The following is an 18,264-nucleotide window of genomic DNA, read 5'->3' as shown; positions in this document are numbered from 1 at the left end:
CGCAGCCCCCAGGGCCGCGCACCCCCACCGACCCGCACTGCTCAGTTCAGCTCAGCGTCTTCAGCGCACCGGCCGAGTACGGCTCAAGCTCGTCGCTCCGCCCGGCCAGCACCTTCGCCGCCCACTCGGGATCCTGCAGCAACGCCCGCCCGACAGCGACGAAGTCGTACTCCTCCCGCTCCAGCCGGTCCAGAAGGTCGTCGATCCCCCGGACGGGCGACCCCTCCCCGGCGAACCCGCGGATGAAGTCCCCGTCGAGCCCGACCGACCCGACGGTGATGGTCGGCCGCCCCGTCAGCTTCTTCGTCCAGCCCGCGAGGTTGAGGTCGGAGCCCTCGAACTCCGGCAGCCAGTACCGCCGCGTGGAGGCGTGGAACGCATCCACACCGGCCGCGGCCAACGGCGCGAGGATCGCCTCCAGCTCCTCCGGCGTCTCGGCAAGACGGGCGTCGTACGCCTCCTGCTTCCACTGCGAGTACCGGAACAGAATCGGGAACTCCGGCGACACGGCCTCCCGTACGGCCGCCACGATCTCCGCCGCGAACTTCGTACGGGCCACGGGGTCGCCGCCGTACGCGTCCGTACGACGGTTGGTGCCGGCCCACAGGAACTGGTCGAGGAGGTAGCCGTGCGCGCCATGCAGTTCTATGCCGTCGAAGCCGATGCGCTCGGCGGCGACCGCGGACTCGACGAACGCACCGATGACGGCGTCGATGTCGGCCTGCGTCATGGGCGTCGCGTCCTCGACGCCGGTGACGCGCAGACCGGAGGGGCCGTGCGAGGGGGCGTCCGGGTAGGGAGCGTCGCCCTGGTTGCGGACCGTGCCGATGTGCCACAGCTGCGGAACGATCGTGCCGCCCGCCGCATGCACCGCCTCGGCGACCTTCTGCCAGCCGGCGAGCTGCTCCTCGCCGTGGAACCGGGGGACGCGGTCGCTGTTGCCGGCCGACTCGTGGCCGACGTAGGTGCCCTCGGTGACGATCAGCCCGACGCCGGCGGCGGCCCGGCGGGCGTAGTACGACACCACGTCCTCACCGGGGATGCCGCCCGGGGAGAACATGCGCGTCATGGGTGCCATGACGATGCGGTTGGGGACGGTCAGGCCGTTGATCGCGGTGGGCCGGGAGAGGACCTCGGCGGCGCGGGAGGGGGCGGTGGTCACGTGGGTGGGCTCCTCGTGCGATGGCTGCATTGACCCAGACTGGTATGTGCACACGCATTGTTGCACCCGCTGAAGCAATTCTCCTATGACCTCTGACACGCCCGAGGGCGGCACCCCCTGTTTCCAGGGAGTGCCGCCCTCGGTGGGAACCCGGATCAGCCGGAGGCCGATCAGAAGTCCATGTCACCGCCCGGCATACCGCCACCGGCGGGCGCGGCGGCCTTCTCCGGCTTGTCGGCGATGACGGCCTCGGTGGTGAGGAAGAGCGCGGCGATGGAGGCGGCGTTCTGCAGGGCAGAGCGCGTGACCTTCGCCGGGTCGATGATGCCTTCCTTGACCAGGTCGACGTACTCGCCGGTCGCGGCGTTCAGGCCGTGGCCCGGGGTCAGGTTGCGCACCTTCTCCACCACGACACCGCCCTCGAGGCCGGCGTTGACGGCGATCTGCTTCAGCGGGGCCTCGAGCGCGAGCTTCACGGCCTGGGCGCCGGTCGCCTCGTCACCCTCCAGGTCCAGCTTCTCGAAGACGGTGGACGCCTGGATGAGCGCGACGCCACCACCGGCGACGATGCCCTCCTCGACGGCGGCCTTCGCGTTGCGGACGGCGTCCTCGATGCGGTGCTTGCGCTCCTTGAGCTCCACCTCGGTGGCGGCACCGGCCTTGATGACCGCGACACCGCCGGCGAGCTTCGCCAGGCGCTCCTGCAGCTTCTCGCGGTCGTAGTCCGAGTCGCTGTTCTCGATCTCGGCGCGGATCTGGTTGACCCGGCCCTGCACCTGCTCCGTGGAGCCGGCGCCGTCGACGATGGTGGTCTCGTCCTTGGTGATGACCACCTTGCGGGCGCGGCCCAGCAGGTCGAGGGAGGTGTTCTCGAGCTTGAGACCGACCTCCTCGGAGATGACCTCGCCGCCCGTGAGGATGGCGATGTCGTTCAGCATCGCCTTGCGGCGGTCACCGAAGCCGGGGGCCTTGACCGCGACGGACTTGAAGGTGCCGCGGATCTTGTTGACGACCAGGGTCGACAGGGCCTCGCCCTCGACGTCCTCGGCGATGATCAGCAGCGGCTTGCCCGACTGCATGACCTTCTCCAGGAGCGGGAGCAGGTCCTTGACGGAGCTGATCTTGGAGTTGGCGATCAGGATGTACGGGTCGTCGAGCGACGCCTCCATCCGCTCCATGTCGGTGGCGAAGTACGCCGAGATGTAGCCCTTGTCGAAGCGCATACCCTCGGTGAGCTCCAGCTCCAGACCGAAGGTCTGGGACTCCTCGACGGTGATGACGCCTTCCTTGCCGACCTTGTCCATGGCCTCGGCGATGAGCTCGCCGATCTGGGTGTCGGCGGCGGAGATGGAGGCCGTGGAAGCGATCTGCTCCTTGGTCTCGACATCCTTGGCCTGCTCGAGGAGGGCACCGGAGACGGCCTCGACGGCCTTCTCGATACCGCGCTTGAGGGCCATCGGGTTGGCGCCGGCGGCTACGTTGCGCAGGCCTTCCTTGACGAGCGCCTGGGCGAGGACGGTCGCGGTGGTCGTACCGTCACCGGCGACGTCGTCCGTCTTCTTGGCGACTTCCTTGACCAGCTCGGCGCCGATCTTCTCGTACGGGTCCTCGAGTTCGATCTCCTTGGCGATGGAGACACCATCGTTGGTGATCGTGGGGGCGCCCCACTTCTTCTCGAGGACGACGTTGCGGCCCTTGGGGCCGAGCGTCACCTTCACGGCGTCCGCGAGCTGGTTCATGCCGCGCTCGAGGCCGCGCCGCGCCTCCTCGTCGAACGCGATGATCTTGGCCATGTGAAGTGGTCCCTCCAGGACTGGGGGTGATTCCTTCGGACCGCGCCCGCGCCCGCGACGGACGGCTCGCCGACCCGTGGGTTCCTTGCCCCACCCGGCCTGCGGGCCTCACCGACCCGGTCCATCTTTGTCACTCTCACCTTCAGAGTGCTAACGCCAATGATTAGCACTCGACCCCACCGAGTGCAAGGTGCGCCCGCGGAGCGGGCTCGTTGAGGGGTGGTGGTCGGGCGACGGGTGGGCGCAAGGTGCGCCCGCGGAGCGGGCTCGTTGAGGGGTGGTGGTCGGGCGACGGGCGGGCGCAAGCGGCTCTCGGAGGCTGGGCCGCGCCCGCCCCGTCCCGGACATGCCGAAGGGCCCGCCCCGTGAGGTGCGGACCCTTCGATCAAGAACAGAAGAACGTCGCTGCGATTAACCCGGCGCGTGCTTCAGCCGGCCGCCAGACGGACCATGTCCGCCTGCGGCCCCTTCTGGCCCTGCGAGATCTCGAAATCGACCCGCTGACCCTCTTCCAGGGTGCGGTAGCCGTCCATCTGAATCGCACTGTAGTGGACGAAAACATCCGCACCACCGTCGACCGCGATGAAGCCGTACCCCTTCTCCGCGTTGAACCACTTGACGGTGCCCTGAGCCATGCCTAACTCCCCTATTACTGGCCCTTGCACAGATCCACACTTCGCGGATCCGGGTCAGACCTCACCCCCCACGGTTGGGGGCGTGCGCCGGAACGCGTCGACCGCGGCTGAATGTATCTGTCCAACTGCCGTCTGCAACAGGTCAATCGGACGAGAATTCCGGGCACGACCGGTCGGGACTTTAGGGAGAATTCACCCGGATTCAGGGCAAGTCGGGCCCCATAAATGGAGCATAAGACGCAAAAAACCTGCACACTTTGGCTACTTCTCGCTGCCCGAGAAGCGAGAACTCATATGCATGCGGCAAGCGGAGTCGAGCGGTTCCCCAACTGTACCGTGCTCAACCATGCAGAATTGCCCCCTCCGCTTCTCTCACGGAGGGGGCAATTCGATGAACACTTCGTAACCGACGTTACCTACGGTAATAATCGGTCGTTCGACCTGTTTCCGGTCAGCCTCCGGCGACGGCCGGAATGATCGAGACGCCCGCCCCGTCCGGAGTCGCCGTCTCCAGCCCCTGCTCGAACCGCACGTCGTCGTCGTTCACGTAGACGTTGACGAAGCGGCGCAGCTTGCCCTGGTCGTCGAGAACGCGAGCGGCGATCCCGGTGTGGTTCTTCTCGAGATCGGCGATGACCTCGCCGAGGGTGCCGCCTTCGGCGGTGACCTCGGCCTGCCCGCCGGTGTAGGTACGCAGGATGGTGGGGATACGAACGTTGACGCTCACGATGAACCTCCGGTCAGGGATTTAGGGGCGCGCGGGGCTGTGTCCGATTGCGGCTCCGCCGCGGGGCGCGACTACGCGAGTCCAGCCTCGCGGAACGACTCGAGGCTCGGCCGAATCGTCGCGGTGAGCCCGGTGTCGGCCACCGCATCCAGCGTCTTCAGACCATCACCGGTGTTGAGGACGACCGTCGTCAGGGTCGGGTCGAGCACGCCGTTCTCGATGAGCTTGCGCGTCACGCCCACGGTCACCCCACCGGCGGTCTCCGCGAAGATCCCCTCGGTCCGGGCGAGCAGCCGAATCGCGTCCACGATCTGCTCGTCGTTCACGTCCTCCACCGCCCCACCGGTACGGCGGGCGATGTCCAGCACATAGGGACCGTCCGCCGGGTTGCCGATGGCCAGCGACTTGGCGATCGTGTTCGGCTTCTGCGGCCTCACGACGTCGTGCCCCGCCTTGTACGCGACGGAGACAGGGCTGCACCCCTCGGCCTGCGCCCCGAAGATCTTGTACGGCCTGTCCTCGACGAGCCCGAGCTTGATCAGCTCCTGCAGCCCCTTGTCGATCTTCGTGAGCTGCGAGCCGGAGGCGATCGGCACGACCAGCTGGTCCGGCAGCCGCCAGCCGAGCTGCTCGCAGATCTCGTACGCCAGGGTCTTGGAGCCCTCGGCGTAGTACGGCCGCAGGTTGACGTTGACGAAGCCCCAGCCCTCGCCGGCCGGGTCGCCGATCAGCTCGGAGCAGAAGCGGTTCACGTCGTCGTAGTTGCCCTCGATGCCGACGAGCTCGCCGCCGTAGACCGCGGCCATGACGACCTTGCCCTGCTCCAGGTCGTGCGGGATGAACACGCAGGAACGGAAGCCGGCGCGGGCGGCCGCGGCACCCACCGCACCGGCCAGGTTGCCGGTGGACGAGCAGGACAGGGTGGTGAAGTCGAAGGCGCGCGCGGCCTCGATGGCCTGGGCGACGACCCGGTCCTTGAAGGAGTGCGTCGGGTTGCCGGAATCGTCCTTCACGAACAGCTTGCCGGCGTCGACGCCCAGTTCGCGGGCGAGGTTGTCGGCCTGGACGAGCTTGGTCCAACCGGGGTTGATGTTGGGCTTGTCCGCCACGTCCGCCGGGACGGGCAGCAGGGGCGCATAACGCCAGATGTTCGCGGGACCCGCCTCGATCTGCTTGCGGAGTTCCTCGGCGTCGTAGGCCGAGAAGTCGTACGCGATCTCGAGCGGGCCGAAACACTCCTCGCAGGCGAAGACCGGGCCGAGAGGCACCTGGTGACCGCACTCGCGGCAGGAAAGCGCCGCGGCGGGACCGAGGTCGACGGTCGTGGAGTCGGTGGTGCTTGCAACAGTCTGCGCAGCCATGTGAGGCGAGGCCCTTTCTCCTCATCTTCCTCACGACGCATCTCGCCGTGAGACGGATTTGGCACCTTCCCTAGCCGGGAGCCTCGCGGAACGATCGGCATCGATCGGTACGAGACCGGCTGGAGGGTTGCCGGGGCTTCATCGGGCCGTATCCCTCTGCCCCTCTGGATGAGCGGTATTCGGTTGTTCAACTCGTTCAACGCTGGACGACCCCCGACATGCGATGGTCACCAGCGTTGTTCAAGACTGTAACCGAAGGCCAGGACAGTTGAGATAGTCGTCCGAACCGCGAGATGGATCACATGATGATCCGGCTTTCGCCGAGAGAACGCAGAGGAGCCGCCTACGTGCTGGAAGAAGTCGAGCGCTGGCTGAGCACCCGCTCCTGGTCCCTGACCGATCGCCCTCTCCACCAGATCCTGGCCGCCAAGCAGCGCACCGGGCAGTCGGTCAGCGTCGTGCTGCCCGCGCTCAACGAGGAGGAGACGGTTGGCGACATCGTCGCGATCATCCGTCACGACCTGATGCAGCAGGTCCCGCTCGTCGACGAGATCGTCGTCGTCGACTCCGGGTCCACCGACCGCACGTCCGAGGTCGCCGCGGCGGCCGGGGCCAGGGTCGTCCACCGTGACGACATCCTGCCCAGCATCCCGACCGTCCCCGGCAAGGGCGAGGTGCTGTGGCGCTCGCTCCTGGTCACGAGCGGGGACATCGTCTGCTTCATCGACGCCGACCTGAAGGAGTTCTCCTCCGACTTCGTCTCCGGGATCGTCGGCCCGCTGCTCACCGAGCCGGGGGTCGACCTGGTCAAGGGCATGTACGACCGTCCGCTGGCCGGCGCCCAGGGCCAGGGCGGCCGGGTCACCGAGCTGATGGCGCGTCCGCTGCTGAACATGCACTGGCCGCAGCTGGCGGGCTTCGTGCAGCCGCTCGGCGGCGAGTACGCGGCCCGCCGCAGCCTGCTGGAACAGCTGCCGTTCCCCGTCGGGTACGGCGTCGAGCTGGGCATGCTGGTGGACGCCCTGCACCTGGTGGGCCTCGACGCGCTCGCCCAGGTGGACGTCGGGGTGCGCAAGCACCGTCACCAGGACGGGCAGGCGCTGGGCCGGATGTCCGCCGCGATCTACCGCACGGCACAGCTGAGGCTGGCCCGCGGCCACCTCATCCGTCCCTCCCTCACCCAGTTCGAACGGGGCGAGGACGGCTTCGAGCCGCGCACCTACTCCGTGGACACGGAGGAGCGGCCGCCGATGGTGGAGATCGCGGAGTACGCGTCGCGCAAGGTCGCCTGAGGCGGCGCGTTACGCGGCCTGGGCGGTGTATACGGTCCACCCGCAGAGCCCAGACATACGTTTGAGCGTTTACGGGCCGGGCTAGGTTGAGGCGTATGGCTTCCACGAACGGCGCTGGTCATCAGGTGCTGGTCGCGTCCAACCGCGGCCCGGTCTCGTACGAAGTACAGGAGGACGGCTCGCTGGCCGCCAGGCGCGGCGGCGGCGGGCTGGTCTCCGGCCTCTCCGCGATCGGGCCCGACGCGGACGCCCTGTGGGTGTGCTCGGCACTGTCCGACGGCGACCGCGAGGCGGTACGGCGCGGGGTCGGCGAGGACGGGGTGAGGATGCTGGCCATCCCGGCCGACGTGCACGCCGACGCGTACAACGGCATCGCGAACTCGGTGCTGTGGTTCGTGCACCACATGCTGTACCAGACGCCCCTGGAGCCGGACTTCGACGCGGAGTTCCGGCGGCAGTGGGCGTCCTACGAGACCTACAACCGGGCCTTCGCCGAGGCGCTGGCCCAGGAGGCGGCCGAGGGCGCGGCGGTGCTGGTGCAGGACTACCACCTGTGCCTGGTGCCGGGGATGCTGCGGGAGCTGCGGCCGGACCTCAGGATCGGGCACTTCTCGCACACGCCGTGGGCGCCGGTGGACTACTTCCGGATGCTGCCGGACGACATCGCCGAGCAGCTTCTGCACGGCATGCTGGGCGCCGACCGGCTGGGCTTTCTGACCCGGCGCTGGGCGGACGCGTTCACGGCGTGCGCCACGGCGGTGGTGGGCGGCCTCGGGGGCACGGAGATCGGCGTGCACGGCCTGGGCGCCGACGCGGACTTCCTGCGCAAGCGCTCGCACGAGGCCGATGTGGCCGAGCGGATGGCCGCGCTGAAGGAGGAGATCGGCGCCGGGCGCAGGACCGTCGTGCGGGTCGACCGCACCGAGCTGTCGAAGAACATCGTGCGCGGGCTGCTGGCGTACCGGCAGCTGCTGGAGGACCACCCCGAGTGGCGTGAGCGGGTCGTGCACGTGGCGTTCGCCTATCCCTCCCGGCAGGACCTCGCCGTGTACCGCGACTACACGGCCGAGGTGCAGCGGGTGGCTCAGGAGATCAACTCCCACTTCGGGACGCCCGGTTGGACGCCGGTCGTGCTGCACGTCAAGGACGACTTCGCGCGTTCGCTGGCCGCCTACCGGCTGGCCGACGTGGCCCTCGTCAACCCGATCCGGGACGGCATGAACCTGGTCGCGAAGGAGGTGCCGGTCGTCTCCGACGAGGGCTGCGCGCTGGTGCTGTCGCGCGAGGCGGGCGCGCACGCCGAGCTGGGCGAGGACGCGATCACGGTGAACCCGTACGACGTGATCGGGACGGCGCAGGCGCTGCACGCCGCGTTGTGCCTGTCGGCGGCTGAGCGGGCGGAGCGCAGCAAGCGGCTCGCCGCAGCAGCCACGGCGTTGCCGCCGGCGCAGTGGTTTCTTGAGCAGCTGGAGGCTTTGCGGGGGTGAGGTCTGGGGGCTGCCGCCCCCAGACCCCCGCCTTCTCGGCCCTTAAGGGGCCTTGTCCTCAGACGCCGGACGGGCTGAAAGGCCGAGCTGCGCCGCCAGGGCTCGCAGCAGGCGTACGACGCCCTCTGGGCCGTCCACCACCAGGTCCGCGCGCTCGCGCAGTTCCGTCACCTCGTCGCTGCCGCTGCAGACGAGGAGGCCGGGGGTGCCGTCGGAGCGGAGTTTCTCGACGGCGGCGAAGGCGGGGAGGTCGCCGAGGTCGTCGCCTGCGTAGAGGACCGCCGAGGCGTCGATCTCGCGGACGTACTCCAGGAGGGCCACTCCCTTGTCCACGCCCGGCGGGCGCAGTTCGAGGACCAGGCGGCCGGGTTCGACGATCAGGCCGTGGCGGGTGGCGAGGTCGGTGAGGGGGGCGCGCAGGGCCTCGAAGGCGGCCTGGGGGTCCGAGGCGCGGCGGGTGTGGACCGCTACGGCGCGGCCCTTCTCCTCGATCCAGGTGCCCTGCCAGGCGCCGATGCGGTCGAGGAAGCCGGGGAGTTCGGCGCGGACCGCGGCGACGCCGGGGTGGGGGGCGGGTGCGCTGACGTTGCCGCTGACCGCGTCCCAGCGTTCGGCGCCGTAGTGGCCGAGGACGACCAGGTGCTCCAGGCCGGGGACGCCCCCGAAGCCGCCGTTCCGCACGGCGACGCCGGCCGGGCGGCCGGTGACCACCGCGACGGAGGCGATCCGCGGGGCGAGGGCGGCCAGCGCGGGCAGCGCCTCCGGGTGGGCGCGGGCCTGCTCGGGGTCCGCGACGATCGGGGCGAGGGTGCCGTCGAAGTCCAGGCCGACCACCGCTTTCGCGGGGTTCGCGAGGATCGCGGCGAGCCCGTCCCGGCCCGCCTGTGTGGCGGGCGTCGGCAGGGGGTCCATGGAGTGCGTCGAGTCCGTGTCCGTATGGGTGCCCATACGGTGACCATAACCGCGCAGGGCAGGGCGCACCCATGGCTCAGGGGAGCGCCGGCCGTCAGCGCTCCGCTCGGCGGGTCTCGCGCACCCTGCGCAACCTGTTCACCGTCACCGGGTCGTGGGCGAGGGCCCGCTCGTCGTCCAGCAGGGCGTTGAGCAGCTGGTAGTAGCGGACGGGGGCCAGGCCCAGCTCCTCGCGTATGGCGCGCTCCTTGGCGCCGGGGCCCGGAAAGCCCCGGCGTTCGAGCGCGAGGACGGCCTGCTCGCGCTCGCCCAGAGGCTCACGCGGCTCGCGGCCTGCCGACTGCTCCTGGTCCATGTCCTGAACCGTAACCCCCGCCGCTGACAGCGCCCGCGCCTAGTGCGCGTTCTCCGCCATGGACGCCGTCGACTCCAGCTGCGCGAGGGTGGCCGCCGGGTTGCCGCCGGGGGCCACCGCGTTGCCTATGTGCTTCTTGACGGCCACGGCGACCGAGGCCCAGGAGGTCTTGTCGACCGGGTAGAGCTCGGACAGCGGCAGCTGCTTGAGGAACGGCGCCAGGGCGGCGTCCTGCCTGCCCGTGCTCATCACGTCGGAGGCGGAGGTGGTGACCGGCAGCAGGTCGTACTCGCGGGAGAAGGCGAGCACGTTCTTCTCGCTGTAGACGAAGTCGAGGAACTTGCCGACCTGCTCGGCGTGGCCGTTCTTCTTGAAGGCCATCATCCAGTCGGCGACACCCATGGCGTTCTTGCTCGCGCCGTCCTTGCCGGGCATCGGCACCATGCCGAACTTCACGCCCTTCTGCGCGGCGATCTTCATCAGCGAGGGGTGCCCGTTGAGCATGCCGACCTCGCCCTTGGCGAAGGCGGCGAAGGCGGTGGCGCGGTTGAGGCTGCCGGGCGGGACGGGACCGGTCAGGCCCTTGTCGACCAGGTCGTCCTTGAGCCAGTTGAAGGTGTCGATGTTCTGCGCGGAGTCGATGCCGTAGGTGCCGACGGTGTCGGTGTAACCGCCGCCGCCGCTCAGCAGCCACTGCATCGTCTCGGCCTGCGCCTCCTCCGGGCCGAGCGGCAGGGCGTAGGGGTATTTCACCCCGCGCGCCTTGAGCACCTTGGCGTCGGCGGCGAGCTCGTTCCAGGTCTTCGGCGGGGTGAGCCCGGCGTTCTTGAAGAGGGTCTTGTTGTAGAAGAGCAGCCGCGTGGAGGCCGCGAACGGCAGCCCGTACTGCACGCCCTTCACCTGTCCGGCGGTGGCCAGCTGGGAGGCGAAGTCGGCCTGGGTGCTGATGGAGAGCATGTCGTCGGCCGAGTAGAGCAGGCCCTTGTCGGCGTAGTCGGCGTACGCGCCTATCTGCGCCATGTCGGGCGCCTCGCCCGCGTCGACCAGCTCCTTGACCTTGCGGTCCACGTCGTTCCAGGAGTACACGGTGACGTCGATCTTCACACCGGAGTGCTTGCTCTCGTACTCCCTGACCAGCCCGTCCCAGTACTTCTGGGAGCTGTTGGCGGCGGAGTCTCCGTAGTCCGCGGCGATCAGCTTCAGAGTGACGTCCCCCGAGCCGCCGCCGGTCAGGCCGCAGCCGCCGAGGACCGCCGTCATGCCCAGTGCGGACACCGCCGCGATCGTTCCTGTCCTACCCCGCCGCTGCACTGCTGTTGACCCCAACCCTACTGTCTCGCTGTTCAACATGTGGACACGATAGGTCTACACCACGTAAGTGGACTAGACCTCTTGCGGGTCCTCGGGCCACACTGTCCCCCGTGAGACATGTCATCGCCCTGGATGTGGGCGGCACCGGGATGAAGGCCGCGCTGGTCGCGCAGGACGGCGGCCTCCTCCACCAGGCGCGCCGGGCGACCGGCCGCGAGCGGGGGCCGGAAGCGGTCGTCGAGGGCATCCTCGACTTCGCCGCCGAGCTCAGCGCGCACGGCGTCGAGCACTTCGGCGAGCCCGCGTCCGCCGCCGGCGTCGCCGTCCCCGGCATCGTCGACGCCGACCGGGGCATCGCCTCCTACGCGGCCAACCTCGGCTGGCGCGACGTACCCCTGCGCGATCTGCTCGCGAAGCGACTCGGCATCCCGGTCGCCCTCGGCCACGACGTACGCACCGGTGGTCTCGCGGAGGGCCGCATCGGCGCCGGTCAGGGCGCCGACCGCTTCCTCTTCGTCCCCCTCGGCACCGGCATCGCGGGTGCGATCGGCATTGCGGGTCGGGTGGAGGCGGGCGCACACGGATTCGCGGGCGAGATCGGCCACATCGTCGTACGGCCCGGGGGCAGCCCCTGTCCCTGCGGCCAGCGGGGCTGTCTGGAGCGCTACGCCTCCGCGGCGGCGGTCAGCGAGGCCTGGGCGCAGGCCTGCGGAGATCCGGATGCGGACGCCGCCGACTGCGCGAAGGCCGTCGCGTCCGGCGACCCGAACGCCGTACGAGTCTGGCAGCACGCGGTCGACGCCCTGGCCGACGGCCTGGTCACCGCCCTCACCCTGCTGGACCCCCGCACCCTGATCATCGGCGGCGGCCTCGCGGAGGCGGGCGACACCTTGTTCACACCGCTCCGGGAGGCCGTCCGGCGGCGGGTCACGTTCCAGAAACTGCCGACGATCGTCCCCGCGGCGCTGGGCGACAGCGCCGGATGCCTGGGCGCAGGGCTCATGGCCTGGGATCTCCTAGCCACGACTGACCGCACGGAGGTAACGCCCTGATGACACCCCCCTCAGGGGCGCGGGGAACTGCGCGACCAGCCACACACCACCCGCAGCCCGCAGCGACCGGCACCCCCCTGGTGCTCTCCGGCGCCCACGTGGTCCTCCCCACCGGAACCGTCGAGAACGGCAGGGTGTTCGTCGAGGGCACTCGCATCGCCGGTACGGCATCACCTGACGCCCAGGTGATCGACCTCACCGGCCACCACGTGGTGCCCGGCTTCGTGGACCTCCACAACCACGGCGGCGGCGGAGCCTCCTTCACCTCGGGCACCGTCGAGGACGTCCTCACCGGCATCCACACCCATCGCGTGCACGGCACGACCACCCTGGTCGCCTCGACGGTCACCGACGACATGGATCTCCTCGCCCAGCGGGCGGGCCTGCTGAGCGAGCTCGCCGAGCAGGGCGACATCGCCGGCATCCACTTCGAGGGCCCGTTCATCTCCCCGTGCCGCAAGGGCGCCCACTCCGAGAAGCTGCTGCGCGACCCGGACCCGGCGGCGGTGCGCAAACTGATCGACGCGGCCCGGGGCAGGGCCAAGATGGTCACGCTCGCCGCCGAACTCCCCGGCGGCCTCGACTCCGTACGCCTCCTCGCCGAACTCGGCGTCATCGCGGCGATCGGGCACACCGACGCGACGTACGAGCAGACGGTGGCGGCGATCGACGCAGGCGCGACGGTCGCGACGCACCTGTTCAACGCGATGCCGCAGATCGGCCACCGGGCCCCCGGCCCGATCACCGCCCTGCTGGAGGACGAACGCGTCACCGTCGAGCTCATCGACGACGGCACGCATCTGCACCCGGCCGCCCTCCAGCTCGCCTTCCATCACGCCGGCGCGGACCGGGTGGCCCTCATCACGGATGCGATGGACGCGGCCGGTTTCGGCGACGGCCGCTATCTCCTGGGCCCCTTGGAGGTGGAGGTCACGGACGGCGTGGCCCGTCTGGTGGAGGGCGGCTCGATCGCGGGGTCGACGCTCACGCTGGACCGGGCGTTCCAGCGGGCGGTGACCGTGGACGGGCTGCCGGTGGAGGACGTCGTCACCGCCATCTCGGCCAATCCCGCCAAACTGCTCGGCCTGTATGACCGGATCGGCTCCCTGGAGCCCGGAAAGGACGCCGACCTGGTCGTTCTTGACCATCAATTCGCCCTCAAGGGCGTGATGCGGCGCGGTGAATGGGTGGTCGATCCCCAACTGGGCTGATCTGTCCGGCTGTTGAGGACGGCGGTCGTCCTGCGAAAATGGGAGGGCCGCCGTCCGTTCGGCGTGCGTTCGGCATGCGTCTTCGGGGGAGGTCGGCCCAGGTGATCCTCACGGTCACGCTGAACACCGCTCTCGACCTCACGTACCGCGTACCGGCGCTCACACCGCACGCCTCGCACAGGATCACCGAGGTGACCGAACGGCCCGGCGGCAAGGGCGTGAACGTGGCGCGCGTGCTCGCGGCCCTCGGCCACGAGGTGACGGTCACCGGCTTCACGGGCGGCGCCACGGGCCGCACGGTCCAGGACCTGCTGACCGCCACCCCCGGCCTGGTGGACGCCCTCGTCCCGGTCGCGGGTCCGACAAGGCGCACGATCGCGCTGGTGGACGACCGGACCGGCGACACCACGCAGCTCAACGAACCGGGCCCCACCATCACCCCCGCCGAGTGGTCCGCCTTCCAGGAGGCCTACGAGGACCTGCTCGCACCGGCGTCCGCGGTAGCCCTGTGCGGCAGCCTGCCGCCCGGGGTGCCGGTGGGCGCGTACGCGGGCCTGATACGGCTCGCGAAGGCGGCCGGCGTCCCCGTACTCCTCGACACAAGTGGCGAACCCCTGCGCCGCGGTGTGGCAGCCCGCCCGGACCTCGTCAAACCCAACACCGAAGAACTGGCCGAACTCACCGGCTCCCACGACCCCCTGCGCGGCGCCCAGGACGCCCGCCGCCGGGGCGCCCGGTCGGTGGTCGCCTCCCTTGGCACGAACGGCCTGCTGGCGGTCACCCCGGAAGGCCGCTGGCACGCCACCCCACCGGCCCGCCTCCACGGCAACCCGACAGGCGCGGGCGACTCGGCCGCCGCGGGCCTGCTGTCGGGACTGACGGAGCAACTCCCATGGCCGCAACGGCTGGCCCGGGCGGTGGCCCTGTCGGCAGCGACCGTGCTGGCGCCGGTGGCGGGGGAGTTCGACCGGGGGGCCTACGAGGAACTGCTGGGGCGGGTCGCGGTGACCGGGGAGGTCAGCGCGGCTTGAAACCGGGCCCCTAGTTCTTGACCTGACCCTTCTTCACCCACAACTGGTCCAGCAGGACGTTGCACTTGTCGCCCGCCTGGCAGGTCAGGGTGAGCGTGTTCGGGCCCTTCTTGAGGGTGGTCCAGGCGAAGGTCTTGGTCCAGCCCTTGGTGAAGTCGCCGTCCGGGCCATGCGCGAAGTTGCTCAGGTTGAACTTCCGGCCCGACGGCGTGCCGTTGACGAGGAGCGTCATCGACTGGTCCTGGCCGGGGACGCTGTAGGTCGCGAAGACCGTGTAGTCGCCGGCCTCGGCAATGTTGTCGATGGTCCAGGTCACCGAGGACCCGACGTTGTTGAGATTGCCCACATATGTGCCGTCCGCCGCCTTGGCACCCTGGACATCCGACGCCTTGGCGGCCGTACCGCCGAGCTGAAGATCCTTGGCATCGGTCTTCGGCAGCTCAGCCGACGCACTGCTGCTCGCCGACGGGCTCGGCTCGGAGCTCTGCGAGGTGGACGGCGTGCTGGAGGAGCCGCCCGCCTTGTCGTCCTTGGAGTCGCCGTTCATCATCGCCACGCCAATGCCGATCACCACCGCGGCGACCACCGCGATCGCGCCGATCAGCAGACCCTTGGTGTTGGGGCCGCGGCGACCGCCGCCGCTGTACGCCGGCTGCTGCGGGGCCGTGGGAGCGCTGCCGCCAGGGAGCGTCTCCGGCGCCGCGTAGTGGGCGTTCGGCTGGCCGTACACGCCCTGCTGCTGCGGGACCTGGCCGTAGGCGGCCGTCTGCTGGACCTGGGCCGGCTGGCCGTACTGGCGCTGGCCGACCGCGCGGTTCCGGTTGACGGAGCCCGGGTAGCCGTAGCCGCCGCCACCGGACGGGGGCTGCGCGCCGTTGGCCTGCCCGTCGGCGTAGAGGTAGCCGAACGGGTCGTCGTCCTCGGGCGTGCTGGCGCCGTTGTTGCCGGACGTCATCTCCGTGGTACTCCTCAGCGGTGCGGGTCGAACGCGATACGTGGGGTCAGAATGGCGAGCCTACCCGCTCCGGCTGCCCCAAACGGGTGACTCGGATCGCATCGTTCCGCAGACCTGGCCCCTGACCTGGAGATCAGCCCGCGCGTCTGTGCTGTTTGGGACGAGATCGTTTCTCTACGTACATCCGCTCGTCGGCAGACTTCAACACTTCGTCCGCGGTCATGCCGCAGTGCGCCCACCCGATGCCGAAGCTGGCGCCCACGCGCACGGCCCGCCCCTCGGCGCGGATCGGCTGGATGATCTCGTTGCGCAGGCGTACGGCCAGGTCCTGGGCGTCGGCCCGGCCGAGCCCGTCCGCCAGGATCACGAACTCGTCGCCGCCGAGCCGCGCGACCGTGTCACCGTCGCGCACGGCCCGCGACAGCCGCCGGGCGACCTCGATGAGAACTGCGTCACCCGCGTTGTGCCCGAACCGGTCGTTGATCGACTTGAAGCCGTCGAGGTCGCAGAAGAGGACCGCGAGCCCCTTGGTGCCGTCGTCGTGATCGCTCTGCGGGGCGGCGGTGTGCACATGGTGGTCGAAGCCGTCGTACACCTCGACGCCGCCGGGCCGGAAGTCGAAGCCGTGGCCGCCCGCGTCGTAGACGGGATGGCCGTACGCCGCGTCCAGGGACTCCAGGGCGCCGGGGTGTTCAGCGCGCTGACAGAGGCGGGAGGAGAGGCGGGAGCGCAGCTCGGCGGAGTTCGGCAGGCCGGTGAGCGAGTCGTGGGAGGCGCGGTGGGCGAGCTGCAGCTCGCGCCGCTTGCGGTCCTCTATGTCCTCGACATGGGTGAGCAGGAAGCGGGGCCCGTCGGCGGCGTCCGCGACGACGGAGTTGCGCAGGCTGACCCAGACGTACGTGCCGTCCCGGCGACCGAGCCGGAGCTCCGCCCGGCCGCCCTCGGCCGACGTCCGCAGCAGGGTGCCGATGTCCTCGGGGTGGACCAGGTCGGAGAAGGCGTAGCGGCGCATCGCGGAGGCGGGGCGGCCGAGCAGACGGCACAGCGCGTCGTTGGTCCGCAGGATCCGGCCGTGCTGGTCGCCGCCCATCTCGGCGATCGCCATGCCGGAGGGGGCGTACTCGAAGGCCTGCCTGAAGCTTTCCTCACTGGCCCGCAGGGCCTGCTGGTCCCTTTCGAGTCTGACCAGTGCCCGCTGCATATTCGCACGTAGACGCGCGTTGCTGATCGCGATGGCGGCCTGGAACGCATACATCTGGAGCGCTTCGCGACCCCATGCGCCCGGCCGCCGACCGTTGCGGGGCCGGTCCACGGACAGGACGCCGATCAGCTCACCGCAGCTGCCGCCGGGCGAGGGGGGTGTGAACATGGGGGCGAACAGCCGGTCCGAGGGATGCCACTCGTCGTCGAAGCGGGGCGCGGGGCCGTCGGTGTACCACTGCGGCACGTCGTCGTCGTCGAGGACCCAGCCCTCGGTGTGCGGTATGAAGACCAGGTCGCCCCAGTGCTCGCCCATGCTCAGCCGGCGCTCCCAGGACTCCCGGGAGCCGACCCGGCCGGTGATGAGCGCCTCGGCCGCCGGGTTCCCGGCGAAGGCGGCGACGACGAGGTCTCCGTCCGGACGTACGAGATTGACACAGGCCAGCTCGTAACCGAGACCGTTGACCACGCCGTCGGCGACGGTCTGCAGTGTGTCCGCCAGGCTTCGGGCCGTGTTCATGTCAGCCATGACCTGGTGCAATTGCCGCAGGGTCGCAAGACGGACGTACGGCTCCGACTCGGTCTCCATGCTCGCCCTCCCCCCGAGACCTCGCAGCGAATCAAGGGTTCTCATCGGCGTATCGTCATTGGCAGCTTCCCAGCCACTGAATCACAATGCGCTGCCCACTCGGTACACAGGGTCAACAATTCATGCCTCTTGTGACTCAAGTCACAGCTAAAGATGAACAATTGAGTGGTGTTTCTGCGTTTTCCCTGTGCGTTTACTGAACGCAAAGTTTGTCGGTATGTGGAGGCGCCGCCCAAGGTTACGTCGGGGCTCCGCCGATGGTCCTAGGTCCGGTATCGGCCGGGGGCCCGATGCGGTCCGTGCGGGGCGGACACTAGCGTCTCCGGCGTGCCGAACACTCCCGCTGCCACATTCCCGATCACTGCCCCGCCCGCCTCCGGGCATGCTGAGGGGGTGAGCAACGAGGAGTTCCGCGCCGCCATGTCCCGGCTGGCCGCGGGTGTGGTCCTGGTGACCGCGCAGGAGCCGCCGCTCGACCCGGACGACCCGACGGCACCGGGCGGCGAGGACGTCGGCATGACGGCGACGGCGTTCATGTCCGTCTCCCTGGACCCGCCCCTGGTCCTGGTCAGCCTGCGCGAGGGCTCCCGCATGGACGACCTGCTCGACGAGCAGCCCCTGTGGGCGGTCTCGGTCCTCTCCGAGAGCCAGCGCCACATCGCGGGCCGCTTCGCGATGAAGGGCCGCATCAGCGACCGACTGCTGTTCGAGGACATCCCGTACGTCCGCGGAGAGGCAACCGGCGCTCCCTTGGTGGGCGGCGCCCTGGCCACCCTGGAATGCCGCACGGAGCAGCGTGTACAGGCCGGCGACCACACCCTGGTGATCGGCCGGGTACTGACAGCGGCGGTCCCGAGCGCGGACGGGGGGCCGCTGGCGTACTTCCGGGGGCGGTATCGGCAGTTGGGGTGAGCTGGCGCTTGGCGTGCATTCTCAGCCCGTCCGGCTTGAGGCTGAGGCACGGCCCGCATCTTTCAGCCCGTCCGGCGTTCGAGGACGAGGCAGGGGCCCACCTCTGAGCTCCGGGCCGCATCTTCCAGCCCGTCCGGCGTTCGAGGAAGAGGCAGGGGCCCACTTCTGAGCTCCGGGCCGCACGTTTCAGCCCGTCCGGCGTTTGAGGACGAGGCCGTTCAGGCCGATCGGGGTCCGGGGCGGAGCCCCGAAGCGGGGTGCAGGGGACGCAGTCCCCGC

The 18,264-nt window shown here is 70.0% G+C and carries 16 protein-coding genes and 1 riboswitch; of the genes, 6 read left to right on the top strand and 10 right to left on the bottom strand.

What is annotated here, in order from left to right:
- Nucleotides 1-46 precede the first annotated feature (46 nt).
- The 5 genes from ACFY1E_RS44635 to thrC form a co-directional block, all read right to left on the bottom strand.
- Complete coding sequence (locus ACFY1E_RS44635) at nt 47-1,192, bottom strand: NADH:flavin oxidoreductase (protein WP_389087457.1); 1,146 nt, start codon at nt 1,190-1,192, stop codon at nt 47-49.
- A gap of 140 nt (nt 1,193-1,332) precedes the next feature.
- Nucleotides 1,333-2,955, bottom strand: coding sequence for a chaperonin GroEL (groL, locus tag ACFY1E_RS44630; RefSeq protein ID WP_389087455.1), 1,623 nt, complete (start codon nt 2,953-2,955; stop codon nt 1,333-1,335).
- A gap of 428 nt (nt 2,956-3,383) precedes the next feature.
- A complete protein-coding gene (locus tag ACFY1E_RS44625) occupies nt 3,384-3,590 on the bottom strand; it encodes a cold-shock protein (RefSeq protein ID WP_016436693.1) in 207 nt (68 codons plus the stop codon).
- 451 nt (nt 3,591-4,041) lie between these two features.
- A complete protein-coding gene (locus tag ACFY1E_RS44620; protein WP_030941262.1) occupies nt 4,042-4,317 on the bottom strand; it encodes a MoaD/ThiS family protein in 276 nt (91 codons plus the stop codon).
- 71 nt (nt 4,318-4,388) lie between these two features.
- Nucleotides 4,389-5,678: a threonine synthase gene (gene thrC, locus ACFY1E_RS44615; protein WP_389087451.1), complete on the bottom strand. Its 1,290-nt coding sequence runs from the start codon at nt 5,676-5,678 to the stop codon at nt 4,389-4,391.
- 18 nt (nt 5,679-5,696) lie between these two features.
- Nucleotides 5,697-5,853: riboswitch (SAM riboswitch) on the bottom strand.
- Nucleotides 5,854-6,025: 172 nt separating this feature from the next.
- Between thrC and ACFY1E_RS44610 the strand changes: the two genes are divergently transcribed.
- Complete coding sequence (locus ACFY1E_RS44610) at nt 6,026-6,970, top strand: glucosyl-3-phosphoglycerate synthase (protein ID WP_389087449.1); 945 nt, start codon at nt 6,026-6,028, stop codon at nt 6,968-6,970.
- A gap of 95 nt (nt 6,971-7,065) precedes the next feature.
- On the top strand, nt 7,066-8,457 hold the full coding sequence (locus tag ACFY1E_RS44605) for a trehalose-6-phosphate synthase (RefSeq protein ID WP_389087447.1): 1,392 nt from the start codon (nt 7,066-7,068) through the stop codon (nt 8,455-8,457).
- 42 nt (nt 8,458-8,499) lie between these two features.
- On the opposite strand, the gene otsB is transcribed toward ACFY1E_RS44605, so the two are convergent.
- Genes otsB through ACFY1E_RS44590 form a run of 3 tightly spaced genes read right to left on the bottom strand, consistent with a single transcriptional unit; the run spans nt 8,500 to nt 10,984 of the window.
- Complete coding sequence (gene otsB, locus ACFY1E_RS44600; protein ID WP_389087444.1) at nt 8,500-9,405, bottom strand: trehalose-phosphatase; 906 nt, start codon at nt 9,403-9,405, stop codon at nt 8,500-8,502.
- Nucleotides 9,406-9,463: 58 nt separating this feature from the next.
- The gene (locus tag ACFY1E_RS44595) at nt 9,464-9,724 is read right to left on the bottom strand and encodes a DUF3263 domain-containing protein (protein WP_351480763.1); all 261 of its coding nucleotides are present in this window, start codon (nt 9,722-9,724) and stop codon (nt 9,464-9,466) included.
- 39 nt (nt 9,725-9,763) lie between these two features.
- Entirely contained in the window at nt 9,764-10,984 is a 1,221-nt protein-coding gene (locus ACFY1E_RS44590; RefSeq protein ID WP_389087673.1) for an ABC transporter substrate-binding protein, read from the bottom strand.
- A 161-nt stretch (nt 10,985-11,145) separates the two neighbouring features.
- Between ACFY1E_RS44590 and ACFY1E_RS44585 the strand changes: the two genes are divergently transcribed.
- The 3 genes from ACFY1E_RS44585 to ACFY1E_RS44575 all read left to right on the top strand — a co-directional run bounded on the left by ACFY1E_RS44585 (nt 11,146) and on the right by ACFY1E_RS44575 (nt 14,329).
- The gene (locus ACFY1E_RS44585) at nt 11,146-12,087 is read left to right on the top strand and encodes an ROK family protein (protein WP_389087442.1); all 942 of its coding nucleotides are present in this window, start codon (nt 11,146-11,148) and stop codon (nt 12,085-12,087) included.
- Nucleotides 12,087-13,298 (top strand): N-acetylglucosamine-6-phosphate deacetylase, encoded by a 1,212-nt coding sequence (nagA, locus tag ACFY1E_RS44580; protein WP_389087439.1) that lies wholly within the window; start codon nt 12,087-12,089, stop codon nt 13,296-13,298. The genes ACFY1E_RS44585 and nagA overlap by 1 nt, the downstream gene beginning before the upstream one ends.
- Nucleotides 13,299-13,399: 101 nt before the next feature.
- Nucleotides 13,400-14,329 (top strand): 1-phosphofructokinase family hexose kinase, encoded by a 930-nt coding sequence (locus ACFY1E_RS44575; protein WP_389087437.1) that lies wholly within the window; start codon nt 13,400-13,402, stop codon nt 14,327-14,329.
- 10 nt (nt 14,330-14,339) lie between these two features.
- On the opposite strand, the gene ACFY1E_RS44570 is transcribed toward ACFY1E_RS44575, so the two are convergent.
- Nucleotides 14,340-15,284 carry a CBM35 domain-containing protein gene (locus ACFY1E_RS44570; RefSeq protein WP_389087434.1) on the bottom strand — a complete coding sequence of 315 codons (945 nt, stop codon included), beginning with the start codon at nt 15,282-15,284 and terminating at the stop codon, nt 14,340-14,342.
- Between the two features lie 133 nt (nt 15,285-15,417).
- Nucleotides 15,418-17,073, bottom strand: coding sequence for a diguanylate cyclase CdgB (gene cdgB, locus ACFY1E_RS44565; RefSeq protein ID WP_389087432.1), 1,656 nt, complete (start codon nt 17,071-17,073; stop codon nt 15,418-15,420).
- Nucleotides 17,074-17,400: 327 nt separating this feature from the next.
- Between cdgB and ACFY1E_RS44560 the strand changes: the two genes are divergently transcribed.
- Entirely contained in the window at nt 17,401-17,985 is a 585-nt protein-coding gene (locus ACFY1E_RS44560) for a flavin reductase family protein (RefSeq protein WP_389087429.1), read from the top strand.
- Nucleotides 17,986-18,264: the final 279 nt, after the last annotated feature.

The sequence above is a fragment of the Streptomyces sp. NPDC001604 genome, assembly GCF_042893475.1.
In the GTDB taxonomy this organism is placed as follows: Bacteria; Actinomycetota; Actinomycetes; order Streptomycetales; family Streptomycetaceae; genus Streptomyces.
The sequence above is the reverse complement of the archived record's forward strand: the minus strand, read 5'-3'. Positions and strand labels throughout refer to the sequence as shown.

Coding starts and splice junctions, on each gene's coding strand:
- ACFY1E_RS44590 (WP_389087673.1), bottom strand. CDS start 10,984: ATGACGGCGGTCCTCGGCGGCTGCGGCCTGACCGGCGGCGGCTCGGGG.
- nagA (WP_389087439.1), top strand. CDS start 12,087: ATGACACCCCCCTCAGGGGCGCGGGGAACTGCGCGACCAGCCACACAC.
- cdgB (WP_389087432.1), bottom strand. CDS start 17,073: ATGGAGACCGAGTCGGAGCCGTACGTCCGTCTTGCGACCCTGCGGCAA.
- otsB (WP_389087444.1), bottom strand. CDS start 9,405: ATGGGCACCCATACGGACACGGACTCGACGCACTCCATGGACCCCCTG.
- ACFY1E_RS44625 (WP_016436693.1), bottom strand. CDS start 3,590: ATGGCTCAGGGCACCGTCAAGTGGTTCAACGCGGAGAAGGGGTACGGC.
- ACFY1E_RS44635 (WP_389087457.1), bottom strand. CDS start 1,192: ATGCAGCCATCGCACGAGGAGCCCACCCACGTGACCACCGCCCCCTCC.
- groL (WP_389087455.1), bottom strand. CDS start 2,955: ATGGCCAAGATCATCGCGTTCGACGAGGAGGCGCGGCGCGGCCTCGAG.
- ACFY1E_RS44605 (WP_389087447.1), top strand. CDS start 7,066: ATGGCTTCCACGAACGGCGCTGGTCATCAGGTGCTGGTCGCGTCCAAC.
- thrC (WP_389087451.1), bottom strand. CDS start 5,678: ATGGCTGCGCAGACTGTTGCAAGCACCACCGACTCCACGACCGTCGAC.
- ACFY1E_RS44570 (WP_389087434.1), bottom strand. CDS start 15,284: ATGACGTCCGGCAACAACGGCGCCAGCACGCCCGAGGACGACGACCCG.
- ACFY1E_RS44595 (WP_351480763.1), bottom strand. CDS start 9,724: ATGGACCAGGAGCAGTCGGCAGGCCGCGAGCCGCGTGAGCCTCTGGGC.